17 protein-coding genes are annotated in these 22,969 nt (G+C 44.9%); 9 read left to right on the top strand and 8 right to left on the bottom strand.

Translation table 11 applies throughout. From position 1 onward, the window contains the following. Positions 1-13: 13 nt before the first annotated feature. Positions 14-1,756, top strand: a complete 1,743-nt coding sequence (gene fruA, locus FLM53_RS18815; RefSeq protein ID WP_176679865.1) for a PTS fructose transporter subunit IIBC — start codon at positions 14-16, stop codon at positions 1,754-1,756. Between the two features lie 108 nt (positions 1,757-1,864). Here the strand turns inward: fruA and FLM53_RS18810 are convergent, their stop codons facing one another. Genes FLM53_RS18810 through FLM53_RS18795 form a run of 4 tightly spaced genes read right to left on the bottom strand, consistent with a single transcriptional unit; the run spans position 1,865 to position 8,112 of the window. After that, entirely contained in the window at positions 1,865-2,899 is a 1,035-nt protein-coding gene (locus tag FLM53_RS18810) for an AraC family transcriptional regulator (RefSeq protein WP_176679866.1), read from the bottom strand. Next, positions 2,896-6,063 carry an efflux RND transporter permease subunit gene (locus FLM53_RS18805; protein ID WP_176679867.1) on the bottom strand — a complete coding sequence of 1,056 codons (3,168 nt, stop codon included), beginning with the start codon at positions 6,061-6,063 and terminating at the stop codon, positions 2,896-2,898. Before FLM53_RS18805 ends, FLM53_RS18810 begins: the two co-directional genes overlap by 4 nt. Next, the gene (locus FLM53_RS18800; protein WP_176679868.1) at positions 6,060-7,235 is read right to left on the bottom strand and encodes an efflux RND transporter periplasmic adaptor subunit; all 1,176 of its coding nucleotides are present in this window, start codon (positions 7,233-7,235) and stop codon (positions 6,060-6,062) included. The genes FLM53_RS18805 and FLM53_RS18800 overlap by 4 nt, the downstream gene beginning before the upstream one ends. Next, positions 7,225-8,112 (bottom strand): ABC transporter six-transmembrane domain-containing protein, encoded by an 888-nt coding sequence (locus tag FLM53_RS18795; RefSeq protein WP_256099329.1) that lies wholly within the window; start codon positions 8,110-8,112, stop codon positions 7,225-7,227. The genes FLM53_RS18800 and FLM53_RS18795 overlap by 11 nt, the downstream gene beginning before the upstream one ends. A 195-nt stretch (positions 8,113-8,307) precedes the next feature. Between FLM53_RS18795 and FLM53_RS18790 the strand changes: the two genes are divergently transcribed. The 5 genes from FLM53_RS18790 to FLM53_RS18770 all read left to right on the top strand — a co-directional run bounded on the left by FLM53_RS18790 (position 8,308) and on the right by FLM53_RS18770 (position 12,033). After that, complete coding sequence (locus tag FLM53_RS18790) at positions 8,308-8,898, top strand: hypothetical protein (RefSeq protein ID WP_176679870.1); 591 nt, start codon at positions 8,308-8,310, stop codon at positions 8,896-8,898. 11 nt (positions 8,899-8,909) lie between these two features. Continuing rightward, the gene (locus FLM53_RS18785) at positions 8,910-9,821 is read left to right on the top strand and encodes a sterol desaturase family protein (RefSeq protein WP_176679871.1); all 912 of its coding nucleotides are present in this window, start codon (positions 8,910-8,912) and stop codon (positions 9,819-9,821) included. 8 nt (positions 9,822-9,829) lie between these two features. Continuing rightward, complete coding sequence (locus FLM53_RS18780; protein WP_176679872.1) at positions 9,830-10,504, top strand: response regulator transcription factor; 675 nt, start codon at positions 9,830-9,832, stop codon at positions 10,502-10,504. Next, positions 10,501-11,793, top strand: coding sequence for a sensor histidine kinase KdpD (locus FLM53_RS18775; RefSeq protein WP_176679873.1), 1,293 nt, complete (start codon positions 10,501-10,503; stop codon positions 11,791-11,793). The genes FLM53_RS18780 and FLM53_RS18775 overlap by 4 nt, the downstream gene beginning before the upstream one ends. 87 nt (positions 11,794-11,880) lie before the next feature. Beyond that, positions 11,881-12,033 carry a hypothetical protein gene (locus FLM53_RS18770; protein WP_009844874.1) on the top strand — a complete coding sequence of 51 codons (153 nt, stop codon included), beginning with the start codon at positions 11,881-11,883 and terminating at the stop codon, positions 12,031-12,033. A 108-nt stretch (positions 12,034-12,141) separates the two neighbouring features. Here FLM53_RS18770 and FLM53_RS18765 read toward each other — a convergent pair whose 3' ends face one another. From FLM53_RS18765 to yghU, 3 genes are all read right to left on the bottom strand, one after another. Next, complete coding sequence (locus FLM53_RS18765) at positions 12,142-12,465, bottom strand: DOPA 4,5-dioxygenase family protein (RefSeq protein WP_017632314.1); 324 nt, start codon at positions 12,463-12,465, stop codon at positions 12,142-12,144. Positions 12,466-12,608: 143 nt separating this feature from the next. Further along, complete coding sequence (locus FLM53_RS18760; RefSeq protein ID WP_176679874.1) at positions 12,609-17,075, bottom strand: SslE/AcfD family lipoprotein zinc metalloprotease; 4,467 nt, start codon at positions 17,073-17,075, stop codon at positions 12,609-12,611. A 244-nt stretch (positions 17,076-17,319) separates the two neighbouring features. Further along, positions 17,320-18,177 carry a glutathione-dependent disulfide-bond oxidoreductase gene (gene yghU, locus FLM53_RS18755; protein WP_176679875.1) on the bottom strand — a complete coding sequence of 286 codons (858 nt, stop codon included), beginning with the start codon at positions 18,175-18,177 and terminating at the stop codon, positions 17,320-17,322. A gap of 286 nt (positions 18,178-18,463) precedes the next feature. Here yghU and FLM53_RS18750 point away from each other — a divergent pair, with 286 nt between their 5' ends. Next, entirely contained in the window at positions 18,464-18,808 is a 345-nt protein-coding gene (locus tag FLM53_RS18750; protein ID WP_176679876.1) for a YajD family HNH nuclease, read from the top strand. 149 nt (positions 18,809-18,957) lie between these two features. Here FLM53_RS18750 and FLM53_RS18745 read toward each other — a convergent pair whose 3' ends face one another. Next, complete coding sequence (locus FLM53_RS18745) at positions 18,958-19,338, bottom strand: hypothetical protein (RefSeq protein WP_017060877.1); 381 nt, start codon at positions 19,336-19,338, stop codon at positions 18,958-18,960. Between the two features lie 594 nt (positions 19,339-19,932). Here FLM53_RS18745 and FLM53_RS18740 point away from each other — a divergent pair. Beyond that, positions 19,933-21,171 (top strand): OFA family MFS transporter, encoded by a 1,239-nt coding sequence (locus FLM53_RS18740; RefSeq protein WP_132762405.1) that lies wholly within the window; start codon positions 19,933-19,935, stop codon positions 21,169-21,171. Positions 21,172-21,228: 57 nt separating this feature from the next. Further along, the gene (locus FLM53_RS18735) at positions 21,229-22,893 is read left to right on the top strand and encodes a VRR-NUC domain-containing protein (protein WP_176679877.1); all 1,665 of its coding nucleotides are present in this window, start codon (positions 21,229-21,231) and stop codon (positions 22,891-22,893) included. Positions 22,894-22,969 lie beyond the last annotated feature (76 nt).

Here is a 22,969-nt window from a genome sequence, read left to right as displayed (position 1 = left end):
CAAAAGGTTTATTATGAATATTACCATTATCACAGCTTGCCCAAGTGGCGTAGCAAACAGCATCATCGCCGCGGGCTTGTTAGAACAAGCGACAAAAGCACTGGGTTGGAACGCTGCTATTGAATGTCAATCAAGCGTGCTACCTGAATCTCCAGTATCGCAAGACGCTATCGACAGCAGCGACGTTGTGGTTATCGCAGCTAACACAAACGTTGATAAAGCGCGTTTTGTTGGCAAAAAAGTGTACCAAGCGGCTATCTCTGAATGCACAGCAGATGCAAAAGCATTTCTAGAGAAAGCGGTAGCAGAAGCAACGGTACTAGACGCTTCTCAAGTTGAAGAAACGGTTGCAGTAACTGGTACATCACCTACTACAGGCAGCAAAAAGATCGTAGCGATTACCGCTTGCCCGACTGGTGTTGCACACACCTTTATGGCAGCTGAAGCGCTTGAAGCAGAAGGCAAACGCCTAGGTCACCAAATCAAAGTGGAAACTCGCGGCTCTGTAGGTGCGAAAAACCAACTAACAGACCAAGAAATCGCAGACGCTGACCTTGTTATCATCGCAGCTGACATCGATGTTCCACTGGATCGTTTTAACGGCAAAGCGCTATACAAAACAACGACAAGTCCTGCTTTGAAGAAAACAAAGCAAGAGATGGAAAAAGCGTTCGCAGAAGCTAAACCATACCAACACACAGCTTCTTCTAATTCAGCGCCTGCTGACGAGAAGAAAGGCGTGTACAAGCACCTAATGACAGGTGTATCTCACATGCTTCCTGTGGTTGTTGCGGGTGGTTTGATCATCGCTCTTTCTTTCGTATTCGGTATCGAAGCGTTTAAAGAAGAAGGCACACTAGCAGCAGCACTGATGACTATCGGTGGTGGTTCTGCATTCGCACTGATGATTCCTGTTCTTGCTGGTTTCATTGCATTCTCAATTGCTGACCGTCCGGGTCTGGCTCCAGGTCTAATCGGCGGTATGCTGGCTAGTTCTACAGGTGCTGGTTTCCTAGGTGGTATCGCAGCAGGTTTCATTGCAGGTTACTCTGCTAAGTTCATTGCCGACAAGGTACAACTTCCACAATCTATGGAAGCCCTTAAGCCTATTCTGATCATTCCGTTTATCGCGAGTTTGTTCACTGGCTTGGTGATGGTTTACATCGTTGGTGGTCCTGTTTCTGGCGTGATGAGCGCGATGACAACTTTCCTAAACAACATGGGAACGTCTAACGCGATTCTTCTGGGTGTGATTCTAGGCGCAATGATGTGTTTCGACCTTGGTGGCCCTGTAAACAAAGCGGCTTACACATTCGGTGTTGGTCTACTGGCTTCGCAAACTTACGCACCAATGGCAGCTATCATGGCAGCAGGTATGGTTCCTGCGCTAGGTATGGGCCTTGCGACTTTCCTAGTGAAAGACAAGTTTGAAGCAGGCGAGCGTGAAGCAGGTAAAGCATCATTCGTTCTTGGCCTATGTTTCATCTCTGAAGGTGCAATCCCATTCGCAGCGAAAGATCCAATGCGTGTTATCCCAGCTTGTATGGCAGGTGGTGCACTAACTGGTGCTCTATCAATGATGTTTGGTGCACAGCTAATGGCTCCACACGGCGGTCTATTCGTACTACTGATTCCTGGTGCTATCTCTCCAGTACTTATGTACCTAGTGGCGATTGCAGCTGGTACAGCGGTAACAGGTTTTGGTTACGCTGCTCTTAAAAAGATGAGCGACTCTAAAGTGACTGCAGAGGCTTAATCCCCCTACTCTGTATAACGGCTAAGCCTGATAAACTATAGCTCTTGGTAAACAAAGGCTCTGATAAACACTTAAAGCAAAAGGCTCCTCAATTGAGGAGCCTTTTTATTATTCGTTGTCTTGTGTGGTTAAGATGGGCAACTGGAAAGAGAAGGTCACTCCTTCCACATCGTCATCATCTATGTGGCGAATCATCTCCACCAAATAGCCATTCACATCTAATTGTAAACCTTGCTGCTTAACCGCATTAAATAGCGCTTCTAAGGCTGTGCTATAAGCCACATCGGAAACCAGATAAACATCGCTACATAGGTAGTAGCCTTCTGGAACCATCTTATCGTAACGGTCTTTGGCGACTTGCCAGTTTCCGATTTCAGCATCGATATCGTCCCACTTGTTTCTCATCTGTTTTATTGGTGTAGTGCCCATTAGTTGTGTCGATTTTTGGCCATACATCTCAAACACCGTATCCCAATCAGGATCGTCCAGTTTGAGCTTCTGCATACCGCGTTCTGGATACCAAACCAGCTCGGTCGGCATAGACTTAACCAGTTCTTTTTCCATTGAAGATTGCACACCCGGATGCGCCAATCTCTGAATGAAATCCGCCGTCTCCTTAGGTGTCGCGTTGTAGCCCATTTCTCGAATATGCTTTGCCGTAACCCCTAATTCACGTTTAAGCGCCTTACCTAACGACTGTGACGATGAGAAGCCACAGTACTGAGCTATTTCAATCACGCTCCACGGTTCATCATTAATCAACAAACCCACCGCTATTTGTAATCGAACGCGACTCAGATACTGACCCGGTGTTTCATTAAACAGCTCAGTAAATTGACGATGAAAGTGATAAGGAGAAATTGCGCTTTCGGTTGCTATCTCTTCCCATGTACGACGCTCCCCCCACTCTTCATGCATTAAGGTAAGTGCATGGCTAAAGCGTTTTTGAAGGTGCTCTGGCAAAGATTCAATCAACGCAATCTCGGGCACGAGTTTGAAGCCTGGCACCAATTGATAGTCAGGTTTGTTCTCTTGCGTCATACGGTCTTTGTTCTCAGTCATAGAAGCTCTTGTCTCTGTCGACTTGATTGGATTCGATCGCTTGGCTTCACTATCGTCTTTGTCCTTTATAAAATCAATCACGAGCGCTCCAAAGTGAGTTCTTCTAATGCATCTTGTTCACGTGGTTCTTGTTCAATTAGATTTTCAACCTGAGGCGGTTTGCGGCAAAACAGACCAAGCAGCACAGGGATCAAAATCAGCGTTACCGCAGTAGCAAATAGTTCACCAAACACCAATGAGACCGCCGCAGGCTTTAAGTATTGTGCTTGTTCCGCAGTTTCACTTAACAACGGCAACAGCCCACACACAGTGGTAATCGTAGTTAAGAAGATCGCTCTCAAACGGCTAGTACCTGCAATCACTAACGCTTTCTGTAATGGCACACCTTGTCGATATTCAGCATTAAAACGCGTGATCAGCACCAACGAGTCGTTAATCACGATCCCCGTCATAGCCATCATGCCGAACATAGAGAGAATGCTGATCGGCAAATCCATTAAGTAGTGACCAAAAATAGCACCTGCGAATCCAAACGGTATCACCGCCATGATGATCATTGGTTGCCAGTAAGACTTCAAAGGCACCGCCAATAAAATGTAAATCATCAGCAGAGTAAGAATCATTGCTGATTTGAAGCCATCCGACACCTCCCCTATCTCTTCAAACTCACCACCCGCTTTTATCGTTACACTTGGATATTGTAGGTGCAGAGATTCAATCGTATCTTCAAGTTGCTCACGCGTTTTCTCTGGTGATTGCAGGTCACGGTTCTGTTTCCAATACAGGTTGATCACCTGCTCACGATCGCGGCGGTAAACCACTTGCGGCTCTTGTTCGTGACGGAACTCAGCGATATCGCCCATCATCACACTGCCACCGTTCGGCAACATGATAATGGCTTGCTGTAGCTGAGCTAAGGTTCTGCGCTCATCCCTTGGGTATTGCAGTAGTACCTTAGTCTCTTGCCCATTCTCTAATAGGCGATGAACTTCCCTTTCGCCAAATGCTTCTCCGGCAAGTTGAGCTAATGTAGCTTGTGTTAAGCCAAGCTGCTGACCGTATTGATTTAGCACCAAACGAACTTGCGGTAAGCCATCCTGCCCATCATCGTAGACATCTGAAACGCCTTTTAAGGACGCTAAAGTATCTGCTAGTTGTTCACTGACGCGGGATGCCAATTCACGATCGTTGGAAGAGATCGTTAAAAATGTGCCACCAGCAGGCTCCTCTGCTGCACTGAATTTCACCGAGTAAGCCCCTTCGATTTGCCCAGCACTCTCTCGCCATCGCTTCAGCAGTAAATTACCCGGCAACAAACTTAAAGATTCATTGGTGAGTTCGGCAGTGACTTCAATTTCACCATAGCCATCAGACCACGCCAACAGGTTTACGACTGGCTTTTCTTGCAAGGGATAATCGTCCATCAAGCCTTTTTCTACTTGTGTCATTGCTTGCTCAACTTGCAGCAAAGCTTGGCGCTGCAGTGGCAACGGCGCGCCATCTTCTAGCTCAACAACAGCAGTGATGTAACGCCCCGGAATTTCAGGAAACAGAGCACTGCGAATCGCCCCATTCGACCACATGCCATAAGCCAGTGATATAACCGCGACAAACCCAAGCAAAGATGCGACCTTGTAGCCAAGCGCAAACTCCAATACTGGCTTGTAGACGTTAAGATTGAACCACTGCAAGCCGCCTTGAGCCGTATTCTGAACCTTGGCAATAATACTGGTAGATGGCTTTTTCACAGAAAGCTGAGCCAAGTGTGACGGTAGAATGAATTTGCTTTCAATCAACGAGAAGAGCAAAGCGAAGATCACTACTGCCGAAAACCCAGCAAGCACCTTGGCTAATTCATTGTTAATCCAGAGCATTGGTGAGAAAGCAGCAATGGTCGTTAGCACACCAAATACAGTTGCCACCGAAACGGAATGCACGCCCTGCCAAGCGGCTGTCTTTCCGTTTATATTAGAGGAGCCGTTTAGCTTTGAAGTACCGGAATGACTAGGATTTATCGTCCGTTTTTCATGTATCGCTTCACCAACAACCACAGCGTCATCCACCAGCACACCGAGTACCAAGATAAAGCCAAACAAGGTGATGTCGTTGATGCTGTAGTTAAACCACTGCATTGCAGCGAGCGTTCCTGTCAGCGCAATTGGAATCCCCATTGCGACCCAAAACGCGAGCCTAATCTCAAGAAATATCCCAAGCAAAATCAGCACGATTAACAAGCCTTGCCATGCATTTTCGCTCAAACGAAACAGCTGCTCTTCAATGTAAGGCGCCATATCAGCCATAGTATTCAGCTCAATATCCGAAGGCAGAATCGTCCGTTGGGCATCCAGTGTTTCGCTGATCGCTTCACTGACTTTAAGCAGGTTGTCAGTTTGGCTAGTACTGACCAATAAAGCGATGGCGTTAGAGCCGTTGTTACGCACGATAGAGCCGCTGTATTGGTAGCCACGGGTTAGCTTGGCGATGTCTCCCAAATGTATTTTCCCGTTGCTTCCAGAGATAATCACAAGCTGGTTTAGCTTCTGTAAATCATCGGCGTAACCGTCACCACGAATCACCATTCGGCCTTTGTCACTGATAAGCTCACCGCTACGAGACTCAAGCGAACGCTGCTCAACTAAACCTGCAAGATCTTCCAAGCTCAACCCCAGCGCTTTGAGTTGTTCAGGATCTGGCTCGATCACCAACTGAGGCGTTCGAGATCCCCAGTTTGATACCTTTGATATTTGAGGGTTCTTCTTTAACGCTTGTTCCAGTTGCTTGGCAATAGGTTGTAATTCGTCATCGGTTCTTGGCCCTGACACCACAACAAACGCGGCTAAGTTGGTAAATTCGTTACGCACCACTTGTGGTCTTTCTGCTTGCACGGGAAAGCCGTTGATAGCGTTGACTTGGTTACGAATGTCATCCAACAACTTGTCTAAGTCAGTGCTGCTGGTTTTACGAACCACAACCCTAGACACGCCAGCACTCGATTGGCTGGTGATCTGTTTGATGCCAGCAATGCCGCTGATCGACTCTTCGATTCGTTGAGTCACACTCTCATCGATCTGTTGCGCAGTGCCGCCAGGATAAGCCACAGTAATGCTGATTGATGACGGTGCGATTTGTGGAAACGACTCGACTCGCAGCTGCCCAAACGCCAACACACCACTGATAACAATCGCCATCATCAACAGATTGGCAGCGACTGGGTTATTAATGAACCATTTTGTCATCCAACTCATTGGTTTGATTCCTTCATCTGTGCTGCATCAGATTTACCAGCGAGCACGGCTTCAGAGCGACCTTCATCGAATTTAGGCGCGACTTGTTTGCCGATTAACATCGAAGAAAGCGGATACTGCACCACGCGACGAGCCTTTTCACTTTGATCATTAAAACGAATATCAAGCTCTTGGCTGCCTTGCCCAATAAGCGTTACCGACTCTTTTCGTAAACGGTCTTCTGTGTCTAACGTCCACACGTATCCATCTCGTGTCATCGCACTCAAAGGTACGCTGACCACATCATCTCGTAGACCTAAATTAACCACAGCCTGAACCTGCTGATTAGGGAATAGCCTTGGTTTGTTTTGGTAAGGATTTTGAACCGATAGCACCACTTCCCTTTGACGCGTCACCGAATCCACTTCCGGCGACACATAACGCACCTTCGCTGGCCATTGATTCCCAGAACGACTCACGACACGAATGCTCGGCTTAACCAAGGCAGCTTGAACTTGCTGCCAGTGCATTTCAGAGATTGGAAGCTCGATATCAATCGAATCACTGGCGGCCAACTCAAAGGAGACTTGCCCAGCCTCTACCCACTCTCTTGGGCTGATGTGGCGCTTCATGACTACCGAATCAAAAGGCGCGGTGATAACTGACTCTTCCACTAGCTTCTTCGCACTTACGTACGCCTGTTTGGCTTGTTGCAGGTTGGCTTTCGCTGCGAGCACTTGAGGCTCTCTGCGCGCAAAAGACGAGCTTGTTTTTGGGTTGAGCATTTTGAGCGCGACGGTCTGTTCATGCTGAGCTTGTTTCAATTCCAGCTCCGCTTGCTTTAGCGCTCCCAATGCTTGCGCCAAGTTCGCGTCGACGGCGCTGGTATCTAGCCTTGCTAACACATCACCTTTTTTGACTAAACTTCCCGGTTCGATACTTTCATTCAACCATTTCAATTGCGCGCTACTCGATGCTTTCAGCTGAATTGGCCAACGAGCAGCAGTTAAGCCTAATACCGTTAATGTCGATTCGTGCTGCGAGGGTGTTACCTCCAACACAGAAACCGGTGCCATAACCGCTTGTTTCTTAACAGGCTCTGCTGCCTCTGGTTCTAATTCATCAACGACAACCAAGGCAACAAAGATAGCCGCACAACCGACTAATACAGACAGTGGCTTTTTAAATTTCATAAGGCATCTCCTTGGTAGCCTGTTGGACTGAGGTGTGATTGAGTCGCTGGCTGATTTCAGTAAGACGAGAAAGGGTTTGCAGCGTAATTGGGAGCATCACTGCGGTTTCAACAAACTCCAGTGAATAGGTAACGATAGAAAATACTTGTCCTGCGGTTGGATCGATAAGCTGACTCACCATCCACAAATTCCCTACTACCGCGCCAAACAACACGGTAAAGATCAGTCCGTAGACAATCGCCTCGGTGTCTGAGAGCTTGATTTTACATTGTTTTAGTCGCTCAAAGTGCCAACGAAGCGCTGATAAGCGAACACCACTCAGCAACTGAACCTGCTGTTCAACTTGATCGTTAAATTGGCCGTTAAGCCGAGTAAAGGTTCGGTGGAAGACGCCATAAATCGCGAGCATCGACAGCCCAGCAAACAACATGCAAAGCGCCAATGAGAAATGGAATGTAGAGAGAATCACCACAGTCGCAACAAGCTGAACCACGGCCGTCATCAGAGCGGGTAAATCGTCTTCTAAGAAATCAACCAACTCACGCGACATGGTGAGTCGAGCATCTTTGGTCGATACAGATAAACCACGCAGGTTACGCTCCACGATATTCGCCAGTTTTACACGAATTGCACCATAAACACGGGTATCGTAAAAACGACGCACTACACTGATGATCACCAGCACAAAAAGAATCACGGCTAGCATCATCAAAGGCTGAAAGCTTTGGTTTAATACGCCGTCGATGGCGTAACCAATAAACAGTGGCAACAGAATAAGCATGACGTTTTCAGCCAGAACCATTAACCATGTCGCTGCGACCTTTAATGGATTCAGCCGAATAATCGTTAGCAGAGAGATGGGATGTTTGAATAGCATTATTGAGCCCATAAATGAATATGGCGTCAGTATTACCAATTCGGCATGGGAAAAAGTGTCCCAAATTGCTGTATTAGAAAATTATCCTGTCTCCCGATGCACTGTTGACCAACTAAAAAGCCCACTCGGTTACCTTTTGTTTACCTCGGCTCCTTTACTGTCCTTGATAAGAAAAATGAACAACAAGGAAAGAGCATGAAATTATTCGCTTCATTCCTCACGACAGTCGGTATTACTGGCGTTGTCTGGGGTCTATTACATATTCAGCCTGCGATTGCGGATACGTCGACGGAGCAGCCAATAACTGAGTTAACAACGAACAAGTCCTCAAAGAAACAATCATCAGAGGTAAAACCACAGGCGACAGCAAACACGACTTACCTGCAAGGTTTGAGTAAGACGATTCCTTTAGAGGACGTGCCAGATCTATGGGTCGATTTCTACCAAAACCTAGAAGCCAATGATGAAGAGATCGCAGAGCAACAGAAAGTCATCGTGATCTATCAAGACATCAGCTCAGACTTCAGCAAGGCTACAGTCACGATTGGTTTCCCGACTCAGCAATCAACATCAAATAAAAACAGCATCTTAATTAAGGTTCCAATCAAGTCTGAAGGCACTTTGTTACTGAGCCAAGGCGAGCATACTGAGCAGGAGCTCGCGCTGGCTTGGGAAGGTATTGCAGTCTTAAAAGAGGTAGATATGGTCATCGAGCACCACCAACTGAATCAGCATGGGTTGCCAGATTCTAGCGAGTTATACGTCTATTATAAGAATGGTCAGTAAAGGATTTAGTTATGGATTTCACTATGGATAGCATTGGGAACTTTCTCTCTCAAACATTCACAGAAACAAGCGTCATCCTGACCGAAACTTGGGTTGATGATAACTTTCTACTGCTTGCTCTGGCTCTGTTTATCTTCGAGCTTATCCGCTATGCCTTTAAGAAAAAGCTAAGTTGGAACATGTTAGGAGACAGCGCGACTAACTTAGTCACCTTGTTCTTCTTATTGGTTACCGTTTTCTTTGTCGGGTTAGCTTATGTGGGGGCGTTTGTTTACGCCTACGAGAATTTCAGCCTAACTCAACTGCCGATATCTGGTTGGACAATTCTTGGTTGCTTGATCTTGGCCGATCTCGCGTACTACTGGGAACACAGATTCTTGCACAGTAACGGCTTAGCATGGGGAACACACTCGGTTCACCATAGTTCGCCTTACTTTAATATCTCGGTTGCTTACAGATTTGGGCCTCTGGATTGGTTCTTCCCGTTCTTCTTTCACTTGCCGTTAATTCTGCTCGGCTTTAACCCGTTTGTTGTGCTGATGTGTGAAACTTTTGTGCAGCTATACCAAACATTATTGCACACCGAAACGGTTAAGCGATTACCTCGTCCTGTTGAAGCCGTGTTCAATACGCCATCGCACCACAGAGTGCATCACGCGACCAACAAACAATACCTTGATAAAAACTACGCTGGGATTTTTATCATTTGGGATCGTATGTTCGGTACGTTCGCCAAAGAAGAGGAAGAAGTCAGATACGGTGTGTTCCCTAGAATCAACTCTGTGAACCCATTTAAGGTATATTTCCACGGCTACGTTAAACTGTGCCAACAGTTATGGCACGCGCCAAATTGGAACTACCGACTACAACTTCTTATTCAGCCGCCTATCTGGGCTTGGAAAAGAGAACGAGAAACAAAGTAAGGACACTTATGAGCATTAACGCCCTGTTGATTGAAGACGACAGTGACTTGGCAGAAGCCATTGCAGACTATATGGAACTCGACGGTTTCGAATTCGATTTTGCTTACAATGGCAGCGCTGGGCTCAATCTTGCGTTAGAGGGGCGTTATGACATCATCTTAACGGACATCAACATGCCTAAAATGGATGGGCTTGATGTCTGCCAATCTCTTCGCCAGCAAGGCGTGACCACTCCGATTCTCATGCTGACGGCAAGAGATACATTACAAGACAAGATCGCAGGGTTCGAGGTCGGTTCGGATGACTATCTAGTGAAGCCTTTTGCGATGGAAGAACTCAAAGTACGGTTGATGGCATTAGTCCGTCGTGCTCAAGGTTCAGTAACTTCATTGTCCGTGGCAGGCCTGAAGCTGGACTTAGACAAGCATCAAGCCATTAGAGACGGCAAGCTATTGAAGCTGTCCCCGGTATGTTGGCGAATGCTCGTGATGTTAGTGCGAAACAGCCCTAACGTGGTGAGCAAAGCCAAGCTTGAAGAAGCATGGGAAGATGAGATGCCAAGCTCTGACAGCATGAAAGCGCACCTATTCAAGCTTCGTCAAGTGGTTGATGCTCCCTTTGATTCAAAGCTGATTCACACCGTTCATGGCATTGGTGTTGTCTTGCATAAGGAGCAGTCATGAAACAGGCAAACATGAATCGAGTCAGTATTAAGCGCGACATCTACCTATACCTGTTTGGCATTGTCGTGTTATTAACTGCCATCTACAGCTTGATGGTGTCTCAGAGCTATCACATCGGCCTTAATGAGTCGGCAAAATATGGATTCTTGTATGAATTGGAAGTCGCAGAGCAACGTTACATCGAAACCGGGCAACTGCCAGACTATCAAAACCCGACATTTCAAGCCTTTCTAAACCATTCGGAACTGCCCGTTAAATTTCAACAAGCCTTTGATTGGAATACATTTGATAACGACGCTATTTATGAACATTACGAGGCTTCATCTAGCAATGAGTCGGGTCAATATCTCTATGCCGCCAAACATCAAATCTCTGGAAAAGACGAAGCCTTGTACATCATTTCTGAGTACGATGAAGCGATTTACTTGAATCTATTCGAACTCAACCCACCAGAATCCGTGAATCAAATAAACAGTGCCTTTATCGCCATCGGCGCTCTTTTACTTTTGGTATTCTTAATCATTCGCTTGCTGATACACCGAGTCACCAAACCGATTATTACCTTATCCAAATGGTCGGAATCGCTTGATGTAGAGAACACTCAAGGATTGGCTCAGTTTCGATACAAAGAGATCGACCAATTAGCATCGCAGCTGATTAAGAGCGTACAAGGCGAACGCCAAGCCAATGAGCGTGAGAGCTTCTTCTTAAAAACTGCAAGCCACGAACTAAGAACACCGATTGCCACCATTTCAGCCAGTGGCGATATGTTGGTTCGCTTGTCTGAAAGCATTCCTAATAGTGGTCAACGTGCCGTCGCACGAATCCAACGTTCAGCCACCAACATGAAAGCGTTAGTGACGACTCTGCTGTGGATGAGTCGTAATAACGAGATGGAAACCAACTATGAGCAAATCCAGCTCGCTCCCCTACTCGACAGCATTATTAAAAGCCAGCGTTACCTTTTGAAAAACAAAGAAGTCGATATTCAAACCAAGGTTTCTCAAGAAGAATATCTCCTTCCTCGAGAGCTCACTGAAGTTGTGCTCACCAATTTAGTCCGAAATGCTTTTCAACATGGTGGCAACGGAGATATAAGTATCACACTGACAGAACATCAGTTTGAGGTGACCAACCGCTTGGAAGATGAAAACATAGCAAACGACTCTGAACAGCAAACCTCTTTTGGTATCGGTCTAGAGCTCATTGAACGCGTTTGTCAGAATCAAGGTTGGCAGTTTACTCATGAAACCAGCAATAATGAGTTCAACGTTAAAGTCATTCTGTAGCGGTTTTCTAAATGCTCAATTGATGGTGACCAAAAGTTTACTTTGGCTTGGTTATGCTAGTCGCACAATCTAGTTAGGAGTTATGTTATGGGCACTTGGATTTTAGAAACACTATTGTGGGCTGTGGTAACCGTGGCGGTTTGTGTCGCGATTTGGGGACTTTACTTACCCAATATCTTAATCGCATTAGGTGTGTCGGTAGCGGTATCTTTGTTACTGGGGAATAGCTGGAGAAGCTAGGTATTTAAGAAGGAAACAGTTTGAAAATTAGTGAGCTTTGATACGCCCGACAGTAGCTATGTTTATTAAGAACGTTGATTAGCTACAAACTGTCGGGCGCGAATTAAATTAGCTACTTAGCGTCTCTTCGAATACACCTAGCTCACGACCAAGCCAAATCGCACGTACTGTGTGGTCTAGCGTTTCTTCGCCGCCCGTTACTGGGTGAATCAGCACCGACATATCACCGCGCTCTTGCTCAAGCCACTCAACAATGCCCGACTCTTTGTTAGCAAAGTGAATCTCAAACATCGGCATTTTATGCGGTCCAACCAAACGCTGGATTAGCGGAAAAACCTCTAATACATCTTTACGTTCCGATAGAATTTTCTGACGCAGTGTTTCTGCTTGCTCTGCAAAGCGCAGAGGGAAATAGATATGACCGTGGTACATGGCACCATCCTTTAGAATTATGATACGCGCAGTTTAACCTGCTTTTTCGCATAGGTCTCTTTTATGGCTGTAAAAACGCTACACTAAAGTGAAGTGTGGCGTTTGATTCAAGCAATAGGCAATTTAAACAAAGGTTGTCCCTGTTAGATAGAGTCGACCTTCAAAGGACTATCCTTTGGCTTCGGCAAGTTTAATTGCTCTACCAAACTACGACCTTTCTCGCTGATGCCTCCACTGTAAGACTTTGAACCATCAGCATTAGTCATGGAGGTTTCACCTACGTTCCAAGCTTCAAAGAAGTCACTTAAGTCATAGTTCGAAACATAAGAAGCACACACCATCATTAGGTCTCCACCAGAAAGCCCAGTTTCGCTAGCACTACAATAGTTCGTATTCGAGTCACCTTCTCTATCGCCTCGTGCTTTACGATGCATAAGCTTGAACATATTCCAGCCTTCATCATCACCGTAAACCGCAGATTGGCTAGCTCCACGACCATACCAATCATCAATAGCAAAGTTCGATTTTGCCCAGATTTTCAGTTGCCCGAACATAACTAGACGTAAACCAGCATCACCATGTGACCAAGCATGTCTATCGTTTTGCTCTAGCCATTTTGGTGCCTTCTTAATATCCGTTTTAATACGATCCATTTCTGGATTTTCGTTACGCCCCTCTAACTCTTGCATATAAAGTGCGAGTAGGTTGTTCGTCACCTCAGTACTGCCCGCTGCTGAGAAAGGGGCAGATGCCAAGTTATGACCAACTTCATGCCACAGTAACCAATCATTCACAGGGTTAGTTGGGATGTAGGTGCGGTTTGCATTAAAACTGGAATTCATTACTGGGTAGCCAGAGTGAGCAGCACCAATCGAAATTTGCACGTCATTCACAAAACGATGGCGGAACGCCGTCAATTCTGGATAAGTGAATCTACGGTGTAAACCATCATCTTGCACCTCATCACGTCCGTAGAAGTCACTTGCAGCGTCAGCGAATCGATTCATGTCCGAAGCAAACTGTCTCAAATCAGCGGATTCTATGTTCTTAACGGGCGTGGTATAGATAAATGACCCCGTGTCGACTTCCGCAATAGGTGCGTCTGCTAATTGAACTGGGTTAATCCACTCTCCCTCTTTCCACCAAGCAGCTTTTAACGCGCCATCAATGGTAAATGAGACTTCACCAACCTCTTTTACTTTCGGTTGAATGTAAATAAGGCCGCCATATGGAACCTTGAAGGTTAAATTCGAACCATCGTACGCATAGTTAGTTTGCATACGCGGAGGGCGCTTCAAACTGGTTTCATGATTAGGCTTGCCTGTAAGATCATCCGCCATCATCACAGTGATCGTTGCAACTACACCGTTACTAATCGTCACATCTTGTAGCTGAGGTGCCCATAAACCTGTCGATTGATTGTTCCCAGCTGAATACGTTACGCCCTTACCACCCGTTTGTATAAGAACTGAACTTGACGAAGACGCACCTGTAGTTCGACCTGGGTACATTGTCGTGTCGACAACAATATTATGATCCCAGAAAGAGCGTCCCAACATGATACGAGTCAGTGGCTTTTCCATATAGTTCAACGGGTAACTAGGGATTAATTGCCCCACTAAATCACCTTCACTATAGATCATGTTATTGGCTACCAATGAAGCTTTAAGATCGATAGGACATTGGGCTTCTTCTGTATCTGTTTGATGTTGGCCATCGGTATAACAATTTAAGAATTGAACAGCTTGCTTAAAGCCTAATTCATCTTGTATATCGCTTTCAAAGCGATAAGCGTTGTCGTTCCACATCCAAACAGACAAGTTGTCGAAAGCTTGATTCAATTCGCTGTTAGACAGGCGTTTGCCCTGAGTGCCTTTCGTGCGATAGTAAATTTCATGCTCATAAAGCGCCGTAAAGTTAGTGCCCAAGTTCGCGGCTTTAACCATGCTACCCACAACAGCTTCACTCACCTCATAGCGATCAAAGTCTGCGCGACCGTAATCACCACGAACAGTAACACCGTCTCCAGAACGAGTTTCAATACAGTTAAATTCGTACTCATAATCGTTTGTACAAAGATCAGTCCCAGCAAATGCAGATTGCAGTTCTTTGATGGCCGCAACTCTCTCCTCAGCAGATTCAACAAAAATACGCGCGTGTTTAGTGACCATGACTGGTTTGCCAGACGTATCAAAAACAGCTTTGCCTCCTTCATCTAGCTTTTGAGCTTCATAAGTTGGTATTTCAAACTTAATCTTCGACTCGTCTTTGATCCAATCAACCGTACCATCCTCATTGACCGTGAATGGAGGTTCACCTTGGTTATCTTCAAAGCGCTCTAGTACCACCATTTCCTTTTCACTTTTCACGTGAAGGTTTGGGTATGGCGCTTCGCAGTAATAAGAACTCCCACAGAAAGCTTGATTCGTTGGCGTAACGTTCTCACCACCTAATGAAACACCAGCGGCATCCGCTAAACGTCCAATAGGTTCAGGGTTAGTCGTTTGAATCGCATCCATAAACAAGATATTGCCACCTTCATTAACATAGTTAATAAGCGCAGTAATATCGTCTTGGTTTAAGTTCGGATTTTCTAAGTCAGCAACGAACTGGTTGGTCATGCCATCTTGAATCAACTTAGGTGGATATGCCTGAAGAATCAAAATTGGCGTAGTGGTCGCTTCTAATCCATCAAACTCACCTGATCCACGCTTTTCTACAGATGCAAAACCATACTGCGGACTAACAAAGAAGGTGTACTGCTTACCCATGGTGGAATGGTGATAAGCCGAATAAGCTTGGTCAATATTGGTGACAGCATTCATCCCAGCAATAGGCAAACCATTATTGAACCACTCAAACAAGTTCGAGAAAAACAACCTCATGCTGCCGTGGTCATCATGCTGGAGGTTTTCGAACGTCGAAACAGTACACAGTTGTTTGTTACTGTCGATATGTAATGTGCGATTGGCCCAATAGTTTTCAGGGCATGACAGAATACTTGGATATAAGCCATTCCCCATGAACACAACCTTACCCTTGCCGATCTCGCCTGCTGTAACGAATGGAAAGCCATAAGTGGCGTTATCTTCAGAAACGAAAGGAATGGGTTGCATTACAATTTGGGGATGTTCCGCAATGTAAGGTTTACCTTCACGAGTCCAAGCTTGATGCTCTCCAAAAGGAATCTCTCGGTTCTTGTCAGCTCTCGGCATCATCACAGGGAAGGCTCTGTTCGAAATGTTTAGAGCTCGCATACCACGGGTATAACCCGTCGCACCATAGAAACTGCCATTGTCGTTAAAGACATGGAATGTCGTTACGTTATGGAATATTTGCTGCAGAGACTCTGTAACATAGTGGCCAGAACCCATAGATAGCATCACAGATTGGCGCACATAATCCATAAACAGAGGTGTTTGACGTAACTCCTCATCGATTACAGCGGTTAACCCTTGGCTAAACTGACCAACAAACTCATTAGGAAGTTCATAGTCAGTACCTTCTATTACCCCACCGTTTGGCAGAGTTAGATTAATCAGTTCGTTAATAACATTCGGGTACTTTGAGAACGTACCCTGAACCTCTTCAGAGATCTCATAGTGACTATCATGATCAACAGCATAACGTTCAATCAAAGATTGGATATTTGCTTTCTCAACCACATTATTGGTCACATCAGACAATTTGTAGGCGATCTGATTGCCAGTGATATAACCAAACTCAAACGTATCGATACCAAAAGCAATCCTGTCGCCCCATAGGTACTCAAATCCCCCGTCTTCATGAGTCACACCTGTCGCGTTAGCTGAAAAGAAACTGACCCCGGAAATCGGTTTACCATTCTCGTCTGTTAGCTTACTGCGCGTTAATACCTTTCCTTCGATACTTGGCTTGTAAGCATAAGTCGACTCTGCATCTGCAGAGACAAAACCAGCGTTAAGGTTATTGTCCGCATTAGGATCAACAGCAGGAACAACGGTTGTATCTACGTGTGAACTCGGAGCCTTACCAACTTCATCGCTAGATTCTTCTTCTTTTGACGAAAAATACGCATCGACTGCATCTTGATCATCAAGTTGTGAGAACACATCCTCGATATCAAAGGCATCAAGTTCTTTTAGGCATATCTCGCTTTCCGTTTCGCACACATCAATGGATTGCAGAACCTTGGTGACGTTCTTTCCATGTAATTGCGTCAACTCAAATGCCGCGGGAACGCCATCATTTGAAATCGAACTTTCTGTAATGTCAGGAAAAGGAGCGGTAAAGTCACCTAAATTAAGATGGCCTAATGTACAGCTAAAACTCACGCCTTGCTGAACACTGAATGTGCCACTTTCAAGGCTGATACCATTACAATAAACCTCTCCCGATATTATCGTTCCACTCGACATCAACGAACCAATGTAAGTCGTTGGAGGGACAATATCGGTAGGAGGAATAATGTCAGTCGGCGGAAGAATGTCCGTTGGGGGGATAACCTCTGTTGGAGGTAATAGATCCGTTGGTGGAACGACATCAGGGGTCTCACCGTAGGTTGGTGAATCATCATTACACCCAGAAAGTGCGGCGGATATAATAACCAACGCAATTATATTTTTTTTCATTGAGCGACGTTAATCGTAATTTTAAATGGACGGTTATTTTATAGATTTGGCCCATCTTGATGACTATAGTTTTTTATCCTCACAACAAAGAGCATTACTCATAAACAATTGAATAAATTGCTTTAATTTACACAATAACGAAAGGCTCTATTTTCGATTTGCTTTGGCCTAGTTAAAGAAAAACGCCATACCTCTATAGATATATGGCGTTTCGAAAAGATCATCAATGTTGATCAAATCAAGACTAAGGCTTGAGCTTCAACACCGAATCAATATCTTCTGCCGAGTGACGTTCAGGAAGTTGCTCCCACGCTTCGCCCCATGAACGGTTGATAATGCGACCACGTTGAACACCTTCGCGAGCTTCTAATTGCTTCGCCCAGCGAACTACGTTGGTGTAAGACTCAACTTGTAGGAAATCAGCGGCGTCATATAGGTTACCCAATACAAGGTTGCCGTACCATGGCCAAATTGCGATATCAGCGATGCTGAACTCTTCGCCCGCAACGAAAGTGCTGTTAGCGAGTTGCTTGTCTAACACGTCTAGCTGGCGCTTAGCTTCCATTGCAAAGCGGTTAATTGGGTATTCTTGCTTTTCATCCGCATAAGCGTAGAAGTGACCGAAACCGCCGCCTAGGAATGGAGCTGAACCTTGTGCCCAGAACAACCAGTTGATGGTTTGTGTGCGAGCTACCCCTTCTTTCGGCAAGAAGTGACCAAATTTTTCAGCTAGATGCATCAAGATAGAAGCCGATTCGAATACATTAACATCTTCATTGCCTGATTTATCAAGCAGTGCTGGGATCTTTGAGTTTGGGTTTACACCAACAAAACCAGAAGAGAATTGGTCTGACTCACCAATATTGATCAAGTACGCATCATATTCAGCTTCTTTAACACCCGCCGCTAACAGCTCTTCTAGCATGATAGTGACTTTCTGACCGTTAGGCGTACCAAGAGAATACAGTTGCAAAGCGTGGTCACCAACAGGAAGCTCTTTATCAAATCGAGCGCCAGATTCAGGACTATTGATGTTTGCCCACTTGTTACCACCAGCAGCATCGTTAACCCAAACTTTTGGCGGTGTGTATTGTTGTGACATGATATTTCCTTATTAATATAGGGTCTCACAAACTGATATTAGGTCACATGTCCTTGGTTAAAACCCCTGAATACGATTTATTTTCAAACTGTTAAGCATGGCTTATTCCAGAAAGACATAACCCGTTTTACAAGATGGCTCATGTAAAAGGTAGGCATCTATTCGAGTCCTATTTCGAACCTCATTCAATGTTGGTTAATCTACTGCACCATTTAGCAACGACAGCCCTACCCGTTCCAGAAAGCTGTGATAAAATCGGGGGATTATAATTGATAAGGATTTGGCAATGTCTTCTGATTACACAGGCTCGAGTGCAGCGTACGCTCGCCAAGAGAAAGGCTACCGCGAAAAAGCACTAAAACTGTACCCATGGGTTTGTGGTAAGTGTGCGCGTGAATTCGTTTACTCGAACTTGAGAGAGCTGACCGTTCACCACGTGGATCACGACCATACAAATAACCCTGAAGACGGCAGTAACTGGGAACTATTGTGCCTGTACTGTCACGATCATGAGCACTCAAAATACACAGACCATGAGCGTTATGGTGTGGATGCGAAAGCACGTTTAGACGATCACCAAGCGGCTACGCATAACCCGTTTGCTGATCTCGCGAAGATGATGAAGAAATAAAACGCTTTCATAAAGACTCGATAATTAAAAAACCCCAGTATGTCGCCATACTGGGGGTTCTTTTATCTACCTTCATAACTAAATAATAGAGTTCAGGTAGGCAGGATCAAAAAAGCCTTCCGAAGAAGGCTTTTTAAGAATAAATCAAATTATGCTGCCGCTTGTTTGCGAGATTCTTCTACCTGTTTAGCACGCTTTTTTAGCGTCAATTTATCGCGGTATGCAAACCAAACGTAAGACACAACCACTAAGAAGAACAGGTATGACAATGAGAAAATGAACGGCGATTGAATGATATCGTTCGAGATACCCCAGGAAACACCGATAACAGTCACTGCAATTTTCGCAAAAAAGCCACACATCAATAGCACTAATGCCAACTGTGGGAAACGCGTACTGCGGAATGCAAGCCAGTAACAACTACCAACTGCTAGAGCCGCAACATAGAAGCCGAATAGGAAAGAGTGAATATGGTCAGCTGCCGCTACACCACCAGAAATTGACATCAATAGAATTAAAAACAGTTTCATAATACTCGCCTCGCAATAGACTGGAAACGCATCCTTTCAAATTTGGAATCTCATTTTGCATACTATTTTCCTTGTTTTTGAGGAGAACACAAGCCCAAAACATGACCAGTTTGTGTGTAAATATTAACCACAAAACCACATTTAACATTGCGTTAACAAGTTGATTTTTCAGAAAGTCCGTTATCACTTGTCCTACATAGAAAAAGTCCCACTTTAATTTATTTTGTTACACAAAATTAACCTTAGAAATTATTTAAAATAATTTGTAACTCTGTGATATCCGCACGGAATACGTGGCTATTAAAAAACCAATATCAAAAAATCCCTGAAATAATAAGGCTGAACGCCTAAAAAGAACAAAATAGAAAGGTGTTGAGAACAATTTAAAAACTTACAAAAAACAACTTGTTAACAAAGTGAATTTAATTTACCAAAAATGGAAAAAGAGATTCCAATCACATTTTTATTGGTTATAATCCGCGCTCTTTTGCGGTATCTGTTGATAAACGCAAACTAATTTTGAAGAAACAATGACAATAACCCGTCTTTCGTTGAGTGACTGTTACTAAACAAAAGACAGAACCGAGAATAAAAATGAGCAAGATTGATAAAGCAACACGTATCCTGCTAGCAGGCTTCTGTATCAACCTTTGTCTTGGCATCCTGTATGCTTGGAGTGTATTTAACAAAGCGCTAGTAACTGAAGCTGGTTGGAGTGCTGCTGAAGCATCTTCTCCTTACGCTATTGCAACTATCACATTCTCTGTTTGTCTTCTTGTTGCAGGCATCCTACAAGACCGTATGGGTCCACGTAAGATCCTAATCCTAGGTACAGCTCTAACAGGCCTAGGCATGATTGCTTCTGGTTTCGCTACAACACCTATGATGCTGAACATCACGTTCGGTATTATGACAGGTGCTGGTATCGGCTTCGGTTACGCATGTCTTTCTCCATCAGCAATGAAGTGGTTCCACTCTTCTAAGAAAGGTATGGTTAACGGTCTAATCGCAGCGGGCTTCGGACTTGCAGCTATTTACCTAGCGCCAGTAACTTCTGCGCTAATCGACAGCATGGGTATCCAAACAAGCTTTATGATTCTTGGTGTTGGTGTACTTGCAATCGCAGTACCTCTAGCAGCAACAATCAACAACCCACCAGCGGATTACACGCCAGCTGAGCCTAAAGTAAAAGCAGGCCAAGCACCTAAAGCGGTTAAGAAGACTGAAGACCTAACGTGGAAAGTAATGCTGAAGACTCCTCAGTTCTACTCTCTATGGATCATGTACGCATTCGCTGCATCTGTTGGTCTAATGATCATCGGTAACATCACTACAATCGCTAGCGTTCAAGCTAACCTGCCAAACGCAGTTTACCTAGCGTCTATCCTTGCAGTATTCAACTCAGGCGGCCGTGTTGCTGCGGGTATGCTTGCAGATAAAATCGGTGGTGTACGTACTCTACTTCTAGCGTTCATCCTTCAAGGCGCGAACATGGCTCTATTTGCTACGTTCAACTCTGAATTCACGCTAATCATTGGTACAGCAATCGCAGCTGTTGGTTACGGTACGCTTCTAGCAGTATTCCCAACACTAACTGCTGAATTCTACGGCCTGAAAAACTACGGTACTAACTACGGCGTGCTTTACACGGCATGGGGTATCGGCGGCGCTATCGGTGCAGCAGTTGTTGGTTTCTCAATGGCAAACGGCGAAGGTTACGGCCTAGCTTACACAATCTCTGCAGTTATGATGGCAGTGTGTATTGTTCTAGCAATCATCACTAAGCCAATCTCTGAAGCTAAAGTTGCTGAACTAAAAGCATCACAAGCTTAATCATCAGAAAAGATTGAATTTGTTACTGAAGAGCTTAACCTTAGGGTTAGGCTCTTTTTGTATCAAGCGACTTCTCCATTGACGATAGAAACCACTCCTCAGCTCTCCCCTACTTATTATCTCGACAACTTCAATCGATTGGTGGAACACGCGCAAACGCTCTACCCTGATCTTCTGAGTGACGATGAGTGCCGTTGGCTGTCTGAATACAAACGTCTTTCTGTTGCAAGCCAATGCTTAATGGTTCGTTTGCTTTCGCGTAAGGGCTGTTGGTTTCGTAGTGACAAGCTTGCTTATGTTGAAATCCCAGATATCGACACAGCATTACGTGAGCTAAACTCATCACGCTTCATTAGGTTAAGTCACCCAACTGACAAGCATGACTTAGAAATCAGTCAGTTCGAACTTGGATTGAACCTGCTCACCAAGCCTGAGTTGCTAAATCTGTTCCCATCTCTTAAGAGCAACAAATCTGCTAAAAAAGACCAACTGTTAGCGTTGCTTGAACCACAAGCTTTTGATCAATTCCAAAACCTAACGTTCGATTGCATTTACGTGGTCGAATCTCAGGTGATTGATGTATTGCTGTTGCTGTTTTTTGCCAATACTTACCAAGACCTAAGCCAGTTCGTGTTAAGTGACCTTGGACTCAACACCTTTGAAAGCTATCCGTTAAGCAAACAACGTCGGTTCTTCACCTCTAGAGAACAGATCAATCAATTGCTTGAGATGCGTGAAGTTCAACACCAGTATTACGACGGTGATCGAAAAAACCCTGAGTTTATTGAACACCTTTTACAAGCTATACCCGAAGAATCAGAACACCGAAGCATTGCTAGAAAACGATCGCGATTGATCAACGACCTCGCACGCGATCTAGAAAGGCTTAACCAAAACGACCAAGCTGTCTTTTGGTTTAAACAATCAGTACTTCCTCCAAGCAGAGAACGACTTGCGCGCATCTATGACAAACAAGACGAGTTAGACTTGATGTGTGACATTGTCACGCAAATAAAGACGAACCCATCGGATGTTTCAGAGCTAGAGGCCGCGATTAAGCTTGAACAGAGGTTATTACGCAAGCAGGGCCACAAGGTTCCCCGTCCTTCAAAGCCAAGTTGTACACAGATAAAACTGGAATTAGACCTCAGCCAAACCAGAGTTGAACTTGCAGTAAAGCAGCACTTTGAAAACCAAGGTTGGGATGTCTATTTCTCTGAGAACAGCTTTCTGTGTGGTTTGTTCGGTTTGGCTTTCTGGGATGTCATTTTCTCTGATGTCGAAGGTGCTTTTATCAATCGTTACCAACATCGGCCATTAGACTTGTATCACTCAGACTTCGTAGACAAAAGAGCCGAGCAAATTGAAGCTGTGTTCCAAACACTATCCGAGCACGGGCTGAATCATTTACTTGAGACTTACGATAACAAGCAAGGCATCGCTAATCCCTTTGTTCATTGGAATCATTTCCCTAAAGCACTCATCGAACACAGCATGGCTTCGATCCCGAATGTACTAATTGTAGAACTCTTCAAAGTGATATTGAGTGACCTAAAGCTGTTTCGAACTGGGATGCCAGATTTGATTGCTTTCAAGGACGACGAATTTCATTGGATTGAAGTCAAAGGGCCAGGAGACAAATTACAAGACAACCAGTGGCGTTGGATCAAAGAGTTTGAGCGCTTGTCTGTTCCTTTTTCGGTGTGTTACGTCAATCAATGAGCATTAGCTAAGCTATCTGAACCTTGGTTTGATGATGAGCCTGACGCGATAAGTGACTCAGTTCCATCAATATCTT

The organism is Vibrio sp. Scap24 (assembly GCF_013394185.1).
GTDB classification, from domain to species: Bacteria; Pseudomonadota; Gammaproteobacteria; order Enterobacterales; family Vibrionaceae; genus Vibrio; species Vibrio pomeroyi.
The sequence above is the reverse complement of the archived record's forward strand: the minus strand, read 5'-3'. Positions and strand labels throughout refer to the sequence as shown.

What these genes read in the sequence shown, in the direction of transcription:
- FLM53_RS18745 (WP_017060877.1), bottom strand. Translation starts at nt 19,338, where the DNA reads ATGAAACTGTTTTTAATTCTATTGATGTCAATTTCTGGTGGTGTAGCG.
- FLM53_RS18785 (WP_176679871.1), top strand. Translation starts at nt 8,910, where the DNA reads ATGGATTTCACTATGGATAGCATTGGGAACTTTCTCTCTCAAACATTC.
- FLM53_RS18795 (WP_256099329.1), bottom strand. Translation starts at nt 8,112, where the DNA reads ATGCTATTCAAACATCCCATCTCTCTGCTAACGATTATTCGGCTGAAT.
- FLM53_RS18765 (WP_017632314.1), bottom strand. Translation starts at nt 12,465, where the DNA reads ATGTACCACGGTCATATCTATTTCCCTCTGCGCTTTGCAGAGCAAGCA.
- FLM53_RS18800 (WP_176679868.1), bottom strand. Translation starts at nt 7,235, where the DNA reads ATGAAATTTAAAAAGCCACTGTCTGTATTAGTCGGTTGTGCGGCTATC.
- FLM53_RS18740 (WP_132762405.1), top strand. Translation starts at nt 19,933, where the DNA reads ATGAGCAAGATTGATAAAGCAACACGTATCCTGCTAGCAGGCTTCTGT.
- FLM53_RS18760 (WP_176679874.1), bottom strand. Translation starts at nt 17,075, where the DNA reads ATGAAAAAAAATATAATTGCGTTGGTTATTATATCCGCCGCACTTTCT.
- FLM53_RS18750 (WP_176679876.1), top strand. Translation starts at nt 18,464, where the DNA reads ATGTCTTCTGATTACACAGGCTCGAGTGCAGCGTACGCTCGCCAAGAG.
- FLM53_RS18775 (WP_176679873.1), top strand. Translation starts at nt 10,501, where the DNA reads ATGAAACAGGCAAACATGAATCGAGTCAGTATTAAGCGCGACATCTAC.
- yghU (WP_176679875.1), bottom strand. Translation starts at nt 18,177, where the DNA reads ATGTCACAACAATACACACCGCCAAAAGTTTGGGTTAACGATGCTGCT.
- FLM53_RS18780 (WP_176679872.1), top strand. Translation starts at nt 9,830, where the DNA reads ATGAGCATTAACGCCCTGTTGATTGAAGACGACAGTGACTTGGCAGAA.
- fruA (WP_176679865.1), top strand. Translation starts at nt 14, where the DNA reads ATGAATATTACCATTATCACAGCTTGCCCAAGTGGCGTAGCAAACAGC.
- FLM53_RS18805 (WP_176679867.1), bottom strand. Translation starts at nt 6,063, where the DNA reads ATGAGTTGGATGACAAAATGGTTCATTAATAACCCAGTCGCTGCCAAT.
- FLM53_RS18790 (WP_176679870.1), top strand. Translation starts at nt 8,308, where the DNA reads ATGAAATTATTCGCTTCATTCCTCACGACAGTCGGTATTACTGGCGTT.
- FLM53_RS18770 (WP_009844874.1), top strand. Translation starts at nt 11,881, where the DNA reads ATGGGCACTTGGATTTTAGAAACACTATTGTGGGCTGTGGTAACCGTG.